At 70.5% G+C, this 13485-nt stretch carries 14 protein-coding genes; 8 read left to right on the forward strand and 6 right to left on the reverse strand.

Annotation, left to right across the window (positions count from 1 at the left end; translation table 11 throughout):
- The first annotated feature begins 1 nt into the window (after window position 1).
- The 5 genes from VQ067_RS19755 to VQ067_RS19775 all read left to right on the forward strand — a co-directional run bounded on the left by VQ067_RS19755 (window position 2) and on the right by VQ067_RS19775 (window position 6220).
- On the forward strand, window positions 2-799 hold the full coding sequence (locus VQ067_RS19755) for a crotonase/enoyl-CoA hydratase family protein (RefSeq protein ID WP_033990217.1): 798 nt from the start codon (window positions 2-4) through the stop codon (window positions 797-799).
- A 56-nt stretch (window positions 800-855) separates the two neighbouring features.
- The gene (locus VQ067_RS19760; protein ID WP_033990219.1) at window positions 856-1740 is read left to right on the forward strand and encodes an alpha/beta hydrolase family protein; all 885 of its coding nucleotides are present in this window, start codon (window positions 856-858) and stop codon (window positions 1738-1740) included.
- Between the two features lie 382 nt (window positions 1741-2122).
- On the forward strand, window positions 2123-3571 hold the full coding sequence (locus VQ067_RS19765; protein ID WP_033990221.1) for an efflux transporter outer membrane subunit: 1449 nt from the start codon (window positions 2123-2125) through the stop codon (window positions 3569-3571).
- Entirely contained in the window at window positions 3568-4719 is a 1152-nt protein-coding gene (locus tag VQ067_RS19770) for an HlyD family secretion protein (protein WP_033990223.1), read from the forward strand. The genes VQ067_RS19765 and VQ067_RS19770 overlap by 4 nt, the downstream gene beginning before the upstream one ends.
- Window positions 4709-6220 carry an MDR family MFS transporter gene (locus VQ067_RS19775; RefSeq protein WP_003112040.1) on the forward strand — a complete coding sequence of 504 codons (1512 nt, stop codon included), beginning with the start codon at window positions 4709-4711 and terminating at the stop codon, window positions 6218-6220. The genes VQ067_RS19770 and VQ067_RS19775 overlap by 11 nt, the downstream gene beginning before the upstream one ends.
- A gap of 2 nt (window positions 6221-6222) precedes the next feature.
- On the opposite strand, the gene VQ067_RS19780 is transcribed toward VQ067_RS19775, so the two are convergent.
- Complete coding sequence (locus tag VQ067_RS19780) at window positions 6223-7005, reverse strand: AraC family transcriptional regulator (protein WP_033990224.1); 783 nt, start codon at window positions 7003-7005, stop codon at window positions 6223-6225.
- Window positions 7006-7196: 191 nt separating this feature from the next.
- Between VQ067_RS19780 and VQ067_RS19785 the strand changes: the two genes are divergently transcribed.
- Complete coding sequence (locus VQ067_RS19785; RefSeq protein WP_003086710.1) at window positions 7197-7700, forward strand: thioredoxin family protein; 504 nt, start codon at window positions 7197-7199, stop codon at window positions 7698-7700.
- Window positions 7701-7721: 21 nt separating this feature from the next.
- On the opposite strand, the gene VQ067_RS19790 is transcribed toward VQ067_RS19785, so the two are convergent.
- Genes VQ067_RS19790 through VQ067_RS19805 form a run of 4 tightly spaced genes read right to left on the reverse strand, consistent with a single transcriptional unit; the run spans window position 7722 to window position 11133 of the window.
- On the reverse strand, window positions 7722-7979 hold the full coding sequence (locus VQ067_RS19790; RefSeq protein ID WP_003107483.1) for a DUF2790 domain-containing protein: 258 nt from the start codon (window positions 7977-7979) through the stop codon (window positions 7722-7724).
- The gene (locus VQ067_RS19795) at window positions 7976-10015 is read right to left on the reverse strand and encodes an FUSC family protein (protein ID WP_033936171.1); all 2040 of its coding nucleotides are present in this window, start codon (window positions 10013-10015) and stop codon (window positions 7976-7978) included. Before VQ067_RS19795 ends, VQ067_RS19790 begins: the two co-directional genes overlap by 4 nt.
- Complete coding sequence (locus VQ067_RS19800) at window positions 10015-10923, reverse strand: efflux RND transporter periplasmic adaptor subunit (protein ID WP_023101424.1); 909 nt, start codon at window positions 10921-10923, stop codon at window positions 10015-10017. The genes VQ067_RS19795 and VQ067_RS19800 overlap by 1 nt, the downstream gene beginning before the upstream one ends.
- A 12-nt stretch (window positions 10924-10935) precedes the next feature.
- On the reverse strand, window positions 10936-11133 hold the full coding sequence (locus VQ067_RS19805; protein WP_003082517.1) for a DUF1656 domain-containing protein: 198 nt from the start codon (window positions 11131-11133) through the stop codon (window positions 10936-10938).
- 133 nt (window positions 11134-11266) lie between these two features.
- Here VQ067_RS19805 and VQ067_RS19810 point away from each other — a divergent pair, with 133 nt between their 5' ends.
- Window positions 11267-12073 carry an AraC family transcriptional regulator gene (locus VQ067_RS19810; protein WP_003082516.1) on the forward strand — a complete coding sequence of 269 codons (807 nt, stop codon included), beginning with the start codon at window positions 11267-11269 and terminating at the stop codon, window positions 12071-12073.
- A 109-nt stretch (window positions 12074-12182) separates the two neighbouring features.
- Complete coding sequence (locus tag VQ067_RS19815) at window positions 12183-12533, forward strand: hypothetical protein (protein WP_003120540.1); 351 nt, start codon at window positions 12183-12185, stop codon at window positions 12531-12533.
- A 76-nt stretch (window positions 12534-12609) separates the two neighbouring features.
- Here the strand turns inward: VQ067_RS19815 and VQ067_RS19820 are convergent, their stop codons facing one another.
- Window positions 12610-13458, reverse strand: coding sequence for an aminoglycoside phosphotransferase family protein (locus VQ067_RS19820; protein ID WP_074241281.1), 849 nt, complete (start codon window positions 13456-13458; stop codon window positions 12610-12612).
- Window positions 13459-13485 lie beyond the last annotated feature (27 nt).

Raw genomic sequence — 13485 nt, forward strand, 5'->3', positions numbered from 1 at the left:
CATGAGCGAAGCCAACAGCGGCCCGGGCCGCGTCACCCGAGAGCAGCGCGGTCATCTGTTTCTCATCGGCCTGGACCGCGCGGGCAAGCGCAACGCCTTCGACAGCGCAATGCTGGCGGACCTGGCGCTGGCCATGGGTGAATACGAGCGCAGCGAGGAATCCCGCTGTGCCGTGCTCTTCGCCCATGGCGAGCACTTCACCGCCGGGCTCGACCTGATGGAACTGGCACCGAAGCTCGCCGCCAGCGGTTTCCGCTATCCGGACGGCGGCGTCGATCCCTGGGGCGTGGTCCAGCCGCGTCGGAGCAAGCCGCTGGTGGTCGCGGTGCAAGGCACCTGCTGGACCGCCGGGATAGAGCTAATGCTCAATGCCGACATCGCGGTGGCCGCGCGCGGCACGCGCTTCGCCCATCTGGAGGTGCTACGCGGCATCCCGCCGCTGGGCGGATCCACCGTGCGCTTCCCGCGCGCGGCGGGCTGGACCGACGCCATGCGCTACATCCTCACCGGCGATGAGTTCGATGCCGACGAAGCCCTGCGCATGCGCCTGCTCACCGAGGTGGTGGAACCCGGCGAGGAACTGGCACGGGCCCTCGAATACGCCGAGCGGATCGCCCGGGCCGCGCCGCTGGCGGTGCGCACCGCGCTGCAATCGGCGTTCCAGGGGCGCGACGAGGGGGACGATGCGGCGCTGTCGCGGGTCAACGAGTCGCTGGCCGCGTTGATCGGCAGCGAGGACGTCCGCGAGGGCGTGCTGGCGATGGTGCAAAAGCGCGCGCCGGCGTTCAAAGGCCGCTAGCTCCCCTGCGGGTCGACCCCCGGTCGCTCCGCTCCATCTCTCCTGCGGAAACCGACATGACTTCGTTGACTCAACATTCCGCAGCGCCGGTGCGGATGGAACGCCTGGCCCTGCCCGCGACCGACGGCTATCCGCTGTCCGCCTACCGCTACCACGCGCCGGGCCACGCCCATGGCAACCTGCTGGTGGCCGGCGCGACGGGCGTCGCCCAGCGCTTCTACCGGCGTTTCGCCGAACACGCCGCGCGCCAGGGCTTCGACGTACTCACCCTGGACTATCGCGGCATCGGCGAATCCGCGCCGGCAAGCCTGAAGGGCTTCGCCATGTCCTACCTGGACTGGGCCTACCGGGACCTCGCCGCCGCCGTCGAGCTGCTCGGCCGGGAGGAGCGGCCGCTGTACTGGATCGGCCACTCCTTCGGCGGCCACGCCATCGGCCTGCTGCCCGACCATGGGCGGCTCGCCGCCTGCTACAGCTTCGGCAGCGGCGCCGGCTGGAGCGGCTGGATGTCGCGCCGCGAAGCGTTCAAGGTGCGCCTGCTGTGGACCCTGGTGCTGCCGCCGCTGGTGGCCTGGAAAGGCTACATGGCCTGGAGCCTGCTGGGCATGGGCGACGACCTGCCGCTGGGGGTCTACCGCGACTGGAAGCGCTGGTGCCGCCATCCCCGCTACTATTTCGACGACCCGGCGATGCGCCACCTCCACCAGCGCTACGCCGCAGTGCGCACGCCCTGTCTGTTCGCCACCGCCCTGGACGATCCCTGGGCACCGCCGCGCTCGCGGGACGCCTTCGTCGAGGCCTACCGCAACGCACCGCTGGAAACCCTCGACCTGCGACCCGACGGTGGACCGCTCGGACACATGGGCTACTTCCGCGCCGGTGCAGAGGCGCTGTGGGACGACGCCCTGCGCTGGCTGAGACGGCATCCGGAGAACGCCTGAAAGACCAGCGAGAGCGCGCCATGCACCCGTTGCCGTTGTCCCTTCGCCTGTTCGCCGTCGCATTCTGGCTGGGCGTGGTCGCCGTGGAGTTCCTTCTCGAACGCAGCCGCGCCGAAAGCCGCGACCGGGGTTTCGCCGGGAGACCGCCACCAAGGCCGACAGCTTTGCCGGGGTGAACCGCTACTCCCGGCAGATCGCCCGCATCTCCCTGCTGGCCATCCCGGCCGGGCTGCTGGCCCTGGGCTGCGGCCCATACCTGATGCGACAACGCTGAAAAATCCGCCGACTGTCCATTTCGCGACGATGACTGGCGCTTTTGCCGGCGCAGGCCGCCCGCGCCTGCCTTACCGTTCCCCGCTCTTTCAGACACGGGAGCAGGGCAATGCCGCTTGCCAGTCATCTGCGTTGCGTGGCGCTGGCGCTGGGGATCTCCACCGCGCTGGGCTGCGCGAACCGCAACCAACCCGCGCCACGCGCGGAAAGCCTCGACCCTGGCCTGTCGAGGGTGGCGGGAACCCGCGGCGACGCGCTGCCCGCCCAGTGGTGGACGCTCTACCAGGACCCTGGGCTGAACCACCTGGTGGCCGCCGCGCTGCGCCACAACCGCGACCTGGCCGCAGCCGATGCCCATGCCCGCGCGCTCCTCGGCCATCTGCGCGGCGCACAGGGCGAACGCTGGCCACGGACCGAGGTCGGCTATGGCTACCAGTATGGGCGCGACGGCGACGACCAGACCCTCGCCGAAGCCACCGACGAGGAGCTGCGCAGCCAGTGGAAACACACCGCCCGCCTCGACCTGTCCTACCAGTTGGACCTGTGGGGCGAAGTCCGCGCCCGCATCGCCGCGGCGAAGGCGGATGCCGAAGCGGCGCAAGCGGCGCGCGACCTGCTCAGGGTCAGCGTGGCCAGCCAGACCACCCTCGCCTACGTCCGCGCCTGCGCCCTGGCGCGACGGGCAGAGGTACAACGCCGATCGGTCGGCCTGCTCGACGCGAGCCTGGCGCTGAGCGAACGCCAGCTCGCCGCCGGCCTTTCCAGCGAGCTGCAGCGACGCCGGCTGCTGGCCTTGCGCGAGCGGACCCGCGCCGCGCTGCCGATGCTCGAGGCGCGGCGGCGCGCGGCACTCTACGAACTGGCGCTGCTCAGCGGGCGCTCGCCGCGCCAGTTGGACGCTCCTGCCGCGACCTGCGCCGGCATACCGCAACTGCGCCGTGCCCTGCCCACCGGCGACGGCTGGAGCCTGCTGGCGCGCCGCCCGGACGTCCGCGCGGCCGAGCGCCGGCTCGCCGCCGCCGACGCCCGGCGCGCGCTGGCCGAAGCCGAGCTGTACCCGCGCATCAGCTTCGCCGTCGGCGCCGAAACCTCCGCAGTGACCCTCGCCGGCCTCGGCGGCAGCGGCGCGCTGGCCTACGCGGCCGGCCCGCTGCTGAGCTGGCGCTTCCCCAACCGGGAAAGCGCGCGAGGCCGCCTGGACAGCGCAGCGGCAGAGCACGACGCCGCTCTGGCGCGCTTCGACGGAGCGGTGCTCGGCGCCCTGCGCGAGGTCGAGCGTGCCCTGGCGCTGTATGCCGGCGAGCGCCAGCGGCGTGCCGACCTCCAGCGTGCCCTCGACGAGCAGCGCCACGCCTACCGGTTGGCGCGCAGCAACTATCGCGCCGGCGCCCTCGATGCCCTCGAGCTGCTCGACAGTCAACGCAGCCTGGTCGCCGACCGGGCGCGCCTGGTCGACGCCGAGATGCGCGTCGCCGAGCGCCAGGTCGAACTGTTCCGGGCTCTCGGCGGCGGCTGGCAAGCCGCTCCCAGCCCCTCCCACCAGGAAAACGGACAATGAACCAGGCAATCAGAGAACCCATCGAACACACCACTGGCGAAACCATGCCAGCAGCCACGCACCGGCGCCGAACCTGGCTGCTGGGCGGCCTCGCCGGCGCCATCGTGCTCGCCGCCCTGCTGGCCTGGTGGTGGAGCAGCGGACGCTTCCTGGAGGGCACCGACGATGCCTATGTACGCGCCGACTGGGTGGCGGTCAGCGCGCAGGTCTCCGGCTACGTCGCCGAGGTGCTGGTGGCCGACGACGCCGACGTCCAGGCCGGCGACCTGCTGCTGCGCCTGGACCCGCGCGACTTCCGCCAGCGCCTGCGCGCCGCCGAGGCCCGCGAAGCGGCGGCGCAGGCGGCGCTGGAAGCCCAGCGCGCGAAGCTGGAGACCCTCGATCGGCAACTGCTGGAGCAGGCGCAGACGATCAGCCGCGCCCGCGCCGATGGCGAAGCGGCGCGAGCCGAATGGCGCCGCGCCGAGACCGACTGGCGACGCTACCGGCAATTGGCCGACGAGCATGCCACCAGTCGCCAGCGCCTGGAGAATGCCGACGCGGCGCACCAGCGAGCGCGGGCGGCAGCGCGGCGGGCAAGCGCCGAGGAAGGCCGCCAGCGCGCCGCCAGGGACGTACTGAAGAGCCGGCGACGCGAGGCGGAGGCGGCGCTCGCCCAGCGCCAGGCGGAGCTGCAGGAAGCCGCGGCGGCGCGCGAACTGGCGCGCCACGCCCTGGACGATACCGAAATCCGCGCCCCATTCGCCGGCCGCGTCGGCCAGCGCAAGGTGCGCCTGCGCCAGTACGTCACGCCGGGGCTGCCGCTGCTGGCGGTGGTGCCACTGGAGCAGGCCTACGTGGTGGCCAACTACAAGGAGACCCAGCTCGAACGCATCCGCCCCGGGCAACCGGTAGAGCTGGAGGTGGACACGTTCGGCCGCCGCTGGCGCGGCCGCGTCGACAGCGTGGCGCCGGCCTCCGGCGCGGTATTCGCGCTGCTGCCGCCGGACAACGCCACCGGTAACTTCACCAAGATCGTCCAGCGCTTCCCGGTGCGTATCCGCCTGGACACCGACGCCGCCGAGCGGGGCCGGCTGCTGCCGGGGATGTCGGTGATCGCCACCGTGGACACTCGCGAACCGGACGGAGCCTCCGCCGATGAGCGCTGACGACAAGGTATCGCTGCGTGCCTGGGTCGCCGTCACCGGCGGCCTGTTCGGCTGCTTCATGGCTGGCATGAACGTGCACGTCACCAGCGCGGCGCTGCCGGAGATAGAAGGCGCGCTGGGAGCCACCTTCGAGGAGGGCTCGTGGATATCCACCGCCTATCTGGTCGCGGAAATCAGCATGATCCCGCTTACCGCCTGGCTGGTGGAAGTGTTCTCCTTGCGCCGGGTGATGCTCCTCGGCTCGCTGGTGTTCCTGCTCAGTTCGCTGAGCTGCGCGCTGGCGCCGAACCTGTCGACGCTGATCCTGATCCGGGTGATCCAGGGGGCTTCGGGGGCGGTGCTGATCCCGCTGTCGATGCAACTGATCCTCACCGAGCTGCCGTCCAGCCGGATACCCCTCGGCATGGCGCTGTTCAGCCTTTCCAACAGCGTGGCCCAGGCCGCCGGCCCGTCGATCGGCGGCTGGCTGGCGGATGCCTATTCCTGGCGCTGGATCTTTCTCCTGCAACTGTTGCCGGGGATCGCCCTGCTGGCCGCGGTGGCCTGGTCGATCCGCCCCCGCGACGGCGACCGCGAACGCCTGCGCCAGGCCGACTGGCTCGGCATCGGCGCGATGGTCGCCGGCCTCGGCGCGCTGCAGATCGTGCTGGAGGAAGGTGGCCGCCGCGACTGGTTCGAGTCCGGCTTCATCCGCACCTTCGCCGTCCTCGCCGTGCTCGCCCTGCTGCTCTTCGTACAGCGCCAACTGTGGGGCGCGCGGCCGTTCATCAACCTGCGCCTGCTGGGCAGCTACAACTTCGGCGTGTCCAGCCTGGCGATGGCGGTGTTCGGCGCGGCGACCTTCGGCCTGGTGTTCCTGGTGCCCAACTACCTGTCCCAGTTGCAGGGTTTCAACGCCCGGCAGATCGGCGACAGCCTGATCCTCTACGGCCTCGTGCAACTGCTCCTGGCGCCGCTGCTGCCGCGCCTGATGCGCTGGCTGAACCCCAAGCTGCTGGTGGCCGGCGGCTTCGCGATCATGGCCCTGGGCTGCTGGATGGGCGCGCACCTGAACGCCGACGCGGGACGCAACGTGATCATCCCCTCCATCGTCGTGCGCGGCATCGGCCAGCCGCTGATCATGGTCGCGCTCTCGGTACTGGCGGTGAAGGGCCTGGACAAGGCCCAGGCCGGCTCGGCCTCGGCGCTGATCTCGATGCTGCGCAACCTCGGCGGCGCGATCGGCACCGCGCTGTTGACGCAACTGGTCTCGCTGCGCGAGCGCTTCCACTCCGAGCGGATCGGCGAGACCCTGACGATCTTCGACGGCGCCCTGCAACAGCGCCTGGGCGGTAGCCAGGTGCGGATACAACTGCCGGAGCAGCAGCAGGCGCTGGCCCTGCTCGACCACGGGGTGCGCCAGCAGGCCTACCTGATGGCCTACTCCGACGCCTTCTACCTTTCCTGCGTGGCGCTCCTGGCCTGCGCCCTGGCCTCGCTGATGCTGCGCCAGAAGGACTGAACTCAGTCGCCCTCGGCCACCCCGTAGGCGGCGCCGCGGCCGAAATAGAGGCTCGGCGAAACGCCCAGGGTCCGGCGAAACATGGCGCTGAAGGCGCTCTGGCTGTCGTAGCCGAGGTCCAGTGCGACCTCGAGGATCGAGTGCCCTGCCGCCAGCGCATCGAGGCTGGCGAGCAGGCGCATGCGCCGCAGCCACTGGACGAAGCTGAGACCGGTTTCGCGCTGGAAGGCGCGGGTCAGGGTCCGCGGGCTGACGCCCAGGCGACGCGCGGCATCGCCCAGGCTCCAGTCGGCGGCCGGCTCGGCGCGCAGGCTGCGGCACAGCGCCGCCAGTTGCGGATCGACCGGCTGTGGCACGTGCAGGGCGAGGATCGGCAGCACCCGCAGTTCATCGAGGATCAGCTCCATCACCCGCTCGTCGCGGCCGCCCGGCGGGTAGTCCGGGGAGATCCGCATCGCCGCGACGATCAATTGCCGCAGCAACGGCGGCACGTCCACCACCCGGCAGTCCTGCGGTAGGTCGTGGCGCGCCTGCGGGGCGATGAACAAGGTGCGCATGCGCACCTGGCCGGCGAAACGCAGGGCATGCTCGATACCGGCCGGCAACCAGACACCGCGTCCCGGCGGCACCACCCAGGTGCCCTCGGCGGTGCCGACCGTGACCACCCCGCTGAGCGCATGGATCAATTGCGCGCGCGAATGCCGGTGCAGCTCGACGCGCTCGCCGTGGAGATAATCCTGGGCATAGGCGAAGACCGGACGGGTGGAAGGCAGGTCGATCAGCATCGGGCGGGCCTTGGCGGGCAGTGGTGGCGCTGTCTTTTTACCAGCCGCGCCATGCTAACGACCAGACCCGGCGGAGCACGCCGGCGCTCGCCGCGACGCGGCGAGCGCGCTACCCTGGCCGCCCCGGCGTGGCGCGACTGCCTGGCATATCCGCCGCGCCATCCCTCCCCAAGCACAGGAGCGAAACCAGCATGGCCTCTTACGCGGAACTGTTCGATATCGGAGAAGACTTCGCCGCCTTCGTCGGCCATGGCCTGGCCACGGAACAGGGCGCGGTCGCGCGGTTCCGGCAGAAGCTGGAAAGCAACGGGCTGCCGAGCGCGCTGACGGAACGCCTGCAACGCATCGAACGGCGCTATCGCCTGCTGGTCGCCGGGGAAATGTGGTGCCCGGACTGCCAGATCAACCTGGCCGCGCTGGACTTCGCGCAGCGCCTGCAACCGAATATCGAGCTGGCAATCATTTCCAAGGGCCGCGCCGAGGACGACCTGCGCCAGCGCCTGGCGCTGGAGCGAATCCCGATTCCGCTGGTACTGGTGCTGGACGAGGAGTTCAACCTGCTCGGACGCTTCGTCGAACGGCCGCAGGCGGTGCTCGACGGCGGTCCGCAGGCGCTTGCGGCGTACAAGGCGGGCGACTACCTGGAGCACGCCATCGGCGACGTCCTGGCGATCATCGAAGGCGCGGCGCGCTGAGACAGCGCCTGCGCCCGCTTCTCAGTGCCGCGAACAGCCCGCGCCAAGGCCTCGGTACTGCAAGCGATGTAGGCGTCCGGCGCTGTCGCGATAGAGCATCACCAGCGGCACCACGCCACAGGTGGCCGGCACCGGCGTGACGGAAAGCACCCGCTCGATGTCCAGCGGCATGCCGTAGTCGTAGCGCTCGATCGGCGGCAACTCTTTCCCGTCGTCGTCCGCCGCCTGGACCTGGGACCAGCAGGACAGCAGCAAGGCCAGCAAGAACGAGGTTTTCATGAGGTCTTTTCTCCATGCTGCGCCCCGTCGGACGAGACGCTTTGCGAATAGGCCCGGAGCAACCAGGCGAGGTCGGTGAGGATCGCGGCCAGGCGCCATTCGCCGGCGGCCGCCAGGCGGGCGCCGGCACGGCGTGCGTGCCGCGCGGCGAGCGGCGGATCGCGATGGCGGACGGCGATGGCTCGCAGTGCGCGCTCGATCCACCGCGCCTCCGCGGCGGCCGGGTCGAGCCCGGCCAGGGCGCGCCACAGGCGCCGCGACTCGCGGCCGAGTTGCAGGGATACGAAGCCCAGGCGCAGGGCCAGCGCGCTGCGCGGATGTTCCATGCCATGCAACGCGCCCAGCTGGGCGATGCGATGCTGCTGGCGGGCCTGCCAGGCATGCGCGTCGAAACCGGCGCGACGACGCAGCAAGGCGAGGGTCTCGCGGCGCAGATGGTCGAGCAGCGACGCCGAATGCCGTTCCAGGTCCTTCGGCAGCAGGCGATAGACCAGCAGGCTGATGCAGAGCGCCAGCACCCAGGCGCAGGACTGGTTGGCGAAGTCGCCGAAATCGAAGCGGGCGAGATTGCCGGTGGCGACCAGGGTGTTGAAGGCGATCAGGTAGGCGATTCCCTGCAACGCCCGCCTGGGCACTGTGGTGGCCTGGATACCGAACGACCAGAAGAAGGCGAGGCACAGCAGCAGCAATGGAAAACCGTTGATCAGCGGTAGCAGAAGGAATTTGCAGAGCAATGCGGCAGGTATCGCGCAGAGCGTGCCGCGAATGAAATTGCGCGTGCCCTCGGCGGGAAAGGGCGAGGCTGCCAGCAGCGTGCAGTAGGGGCCGAGCACCGCCAGCAGGGTCGGCCCCTGGTCCCACCCGCTGAGGAACCACAGGGCGCCGCCGACCAGCATCGCCAGCCAGGCTCGCGCGCCGTTGCGCAAGGCCTCGCGGTAATGTCGATGGAAGGCCGCTGGGCGGACGTCGGCGCGGGCCCGGCCGTCGAGCCGGGCGAACCCCCGCAGGGCGGCCTGCAGGTCATCCAGTTGCTCGTCGAGTCGCTCCATGAACAGCCCTTCGCGACAGGCATCCGCTTGGTCTGTCGGAAGTCCGCGCCGAATCGCCGCCAGGCGACCACGCAAGCTCGCGAGCCGTCGCGCGGCGCCGGCGAAGTCGAGCTCGCCGCGCTCCAGTTGGCCGCCCAGCAGGCGCAGGTCGTCGGCCATCGGCAGCGCCAGTCCGCGCTCCGCCAAGCGCCGGGCCCAATGCGTCTCGCCGGCGAAGCGGAACTCCATCAGCGTGGAAAACAGCGCCGCCAGGCCACCGCGGATCGCCGGGAGCGCAGCGCTCAGCACCCGCGACTCGGCGCGACCGACGCCCAGCAGGTCGTCTACCGCGTAGACCTCGCCGGCCAGCGTCCGGCGACGGCGCTCCAGTTCCCCGTCAGCCGCACCGGCGTGCCGCGCAGCGACCAGCGCCAGCGTCGCCGCGCAGAGCGAGACGAGACGCTGGCGCACCCGCCCGGACACGGTCCTGCGGCTGAAGAGCACGGTCACCAGGCTCAGGCAGCAGACCCCGACGATTACCGCCGAGGCGCGGGTGACGATGTGCTCGAAGGCCGCCTCGGGCTCGACCATGGCCGGTCCCAGCGCCAGGCACACGGTGTAACCGGCGACCACCGCGGCGGTGGCGTAGAAGTGCCGGACCAGGCTCATGACGCCGACGCAGAGACCCAGCCAGAAACCCAGGGCGACGACGAACAGCAGCATCTTCTGGGCGAACAGCGCGGTCAGGACGAAGGCAGCGAGCGTGCCGACCAGGGTACCCACGGCGCGCCACCAGCCCTTGCCGACCACCGCCCCCTGCACCGGATTGATCAGCAACAGCACAGTGGACGCCGCGGAAAACGGCGAATCCAGTTGCAGGTAGAGTCCCAGGCCGAGCGCCAGAGCGGCAGCGCCGATGCTGCGCAGCACGTAGCCCAGGCTGTCGGTCCGCCAGGGCAACGGCAACGCCGCGTACCAATCGCGCCCGCCGGACGCCGACGCCGCCATCAAAGGTACTCCTGCAACCAGCGGGTCAGCCGCCAGTGCCGCGCGGTGCCCGCCTGCAGCACCTCGACACTGCCGGTCATGCCGGCGGCAAGCACCACGCCCGCCGGTACCCGGTCGAGTTCGATGCGCACCGGAACGCGCTGCGCCAGGCGTATCCAGCTGAAGTTCGGGCTGACCTGCGGCAGGCCGCTGTCGGCACGGCTTTCGTTGAGGTCGGCGACACCGCGACCGATGCTCTCGACATGGCCGTCGAGCAGCGGATCGAACCCCATCAGCTTGATCGTCGCCGGCGCGCCGACCTGTACATTGCGCAGCTTGGTTTCCTCGAAATAGCCGGTGACCCAGAAGCTTCGCCGATCGACGATGAAGATGTTGGTCCGGCCCGCCGCCGCGTAATCGCCGGGCTGCACGCGCAACTGCGTCACATAGCCGTCCACCGGCGAGCGCAACTCGCTGCGCCGCAGGTCCAGCCGCGCCTGGTCGAGCGCCGCCCCGGCGGCCTCGGCGCGGGCGCGGGCGATACGCAGGGCGCGACCGGCGTTGGCGACCTCCTCGCGCGAAACCGCGCCGGCCAACTGCATGCGTCGGCGCCATTGCTCGTCACGTTGGCGCAGGGTTTCCCGCGCCTGCTCCAGCTCCGCCTCGCGCTGGCGCACGGCCAGGCGATAGCTGCGCGGATCGATGCGGTACAGCGGATCGCCGCGGGCCACCCGCTGGTTATCTGCGACGAACACCGCCTCGACGCTGCCGGAGACTTCCGGCGCGATGCGGATCACCTGCGCGCTGACCCGCCCGTCGCGGGTCCAGGGCGCCAGCACGTAGGCTTGCCACAACTGCAACGCCAGGCACAGGGCGAGCAGGCCGCAGGCGAAGGTCGCAGCCACCTTGGAAAGACGAACGATGGACATGGGGACCTCGGCTCAGAACTTCAGCACCAGCACGGACAGCACGATGAACGACAGGAAGAAACGCAGCAGGCCGGGATGCCAGGCGCATTCCAGCCAGCGCCAGGCGAGGCGCTCCAGCAGCAGGTAGAGCGGCATCGCCAGGCACAGGTAGAGGAACAATGGCGGCACGTAGAGGCCGGAAACGGAGACTTCGCTCAGCATGCAGGGCACCAGGGTATCGAGGGCGCGGAGCGGTCGGCCGCTCCTGTCGGGTTGACGAGCACAGGCTACGGGTCGTGGCGATTTGCAAATATCGACTACTCAGCCAGAAAATAATCGAATTCGGACAACCAAAGGACCTGCCGTGAGCCGTGAACCGCAGACCTACCTCGCCCAACGCTTCGATCCCGACGCGCTCGGCCAGCCGGCCCTGGCCCTGCAGCTGGAGGCCCGGCACAACGACACCGAAGTGCCGGTGCACCGGCATCGCAAGGGCCAGCTGGTGGTGGCCTGCCGCGGCGGCATCACCTGCACGGTGCCCGATGGCCTGTGGATGGTGCCGGCCGGGTTCGGTGTGTGGATTCCCGGCGGCATCGCGCATAGCAACCGGGTCACCGCCAACGGCAAGGTCTGCTTCCTCTTCGTCGAGCCGGGGGCGGCACGCCTGCCGAGCGACTGCTGCACCCTGGCCCTGTCGCCGCTGGTCCTCGAACTGATCCTGCACCTGAGCGCGCAACCGCAGGACTATCCGCACGACGGCCCGCTCGCACGTCTCGCCGGGGTGCTGCTGGAACTCCTGGAACAGGCGCCGACCGAACAGCTCTACCTGCCGCTGCCGGACAACCGCGGCCTGCGCCGCATCGCCGACGAACTGACCCGCGCCCCCGGCGACCGCGCCAGCATGGCCGAATGGGCCAGGCGAGTGGCGATGAGCGAGCGGTCCCTGGCGCGGATGGTGCGCCGGGAGACCGGCATGACCTTCGGCCAGTGGCGCCAGCAATTGCAGATCATCATCGCCCTGCAGCAACTGTCCGCCGGCGTTTCGGTGCAACGCACCGCCGAGATCCTCGGCTACGAGTCGGTCAGCTCGTTCATCGGCATGTTCCGCAAGGCGCTCGGCAGCCCCCCGGCCCGCTACGTGCGCGACAGCATGCGGCGGCCAGCCGACTGAACGGAGGTCGACGGAAAGGTCTTGCAGTTCGTCAGCTGTTCTCCCCCGAGACTGGCACTCGAAGGCACTTCTGGGAATAATGCCGCCCTTTTTTCTCCAGGAGGATCAGATGGTTACGCACTTCTTGAGCGAATCCGGCCAGGCAGCCTGCGGGCGCGGCGACAGCAACGTGAACGGCTCGAGCGACGTCGGCCAGGTCAGTTGCAAGACCTGCCGGCGCACCAACGCCTTCGCCCAGGCCCAGGAAAACGCCGCTCCGGCCAGTGCCCCTGTCACCCCCACCGCCGCTGCGCCAGTGATCGACAAGGCCGCGCCGCGGCCGAAAGCCGAGGCCAGGCCCGCCGCCGCGCAGCGCCAGGACCGCGATGCCGCCCGCAAGGCCTGGCAGGCGCGTCTCAACGAATTATCCGGGAAGAACCGCATGCCGCGCTCGCGGCGCCGCGCGCAAGCCTATCTCTGAGCGGTAGCGGTACTTCGCGGCGGATGTCCGCACGCGGTCATATCCGTCCTGCCCAGCACAACCGCGCGTCCCCTCATCAGGCCAGGCCCTGCGCCTCCGCCAGGGCCAGACCGTCGAGGGCGCCGGCGAGCATGTCCGGCAGATGGCGCGGCTCGTCGGCCAGCTCGGCCAGCTCCGACAACCGATGCGCCGCCGTCAGCAAGGCGATCCGCCGACGCTCCAGGCGCCGACCGCTGAAGCGCTCGTAGGCGGCGACGATGCGCTCGGTGAGGTCGGCATCGATGAAGGTGGAATAGATGAACTCCTGGTGCAGCGGACCGATGCTCGCGTCGGCGAAGTCGTAGACACCGTTCAACCGCCCGACCTCGCTATCGAATGCCATGTTCCAGCCATGGCCGTCGAAGAAGCCGAAGATCGAACCCAGCGGATCGGCAGGCAGCTTGGCGTATTCCCGCACCAAGCGTTCCGCGCGTTCGCGCCAGGCCGCAGGCAGCAGCGGCAAGGCGCGCCTGCGCATCGCCGTGGGCGACTCCCAGGGACGCACCGGCAAGGCTCCAACCGCCCGCATGCGCGCCGGTGGCAGTCGATGCAGCTCGGCGTAGAAGCGCCCCAACGCATCGCCGACCGCCTGCCGTGCGGGTTCGTCCAGGCGCCGGTAGTCCTCGCCCAGGAGGTAACCGCCAGGCAGTTTCTCGTGGCGGGAAAACAGCGGCGGTCCCGCAAACACCTGCGGCGCCGGCACCGCCAGGCTCACCGCCGGACGCACCAGGCGTAGCACGGCGGCCTCGCGCAGCAGCGCCGCCTCGGCCTCCGCGCCGCGCGGAAACTTGAATACCCAGCGCCCTCCGACCTCCACCGCCGTGGAATGCCAGCCCGAGGCCAGGATGGTGAACGTGGCATCCGCCAGTTCCGGACAGGCCGCCACTATCGCCCGGCGATATTCCTCCAGGGC

The sequence above is a fragment of the Pseudomonas sp. KBN12P06040 genome (assembly GCF_037574965.1).
GTDB classification, from domain to species: Bacteria; Pseudomonadota; Gammaproteobacteria; order Pseudomonadales; family Pseudomonadaceae; genus Pseudomonas; species Pseudomonas aeruginosa.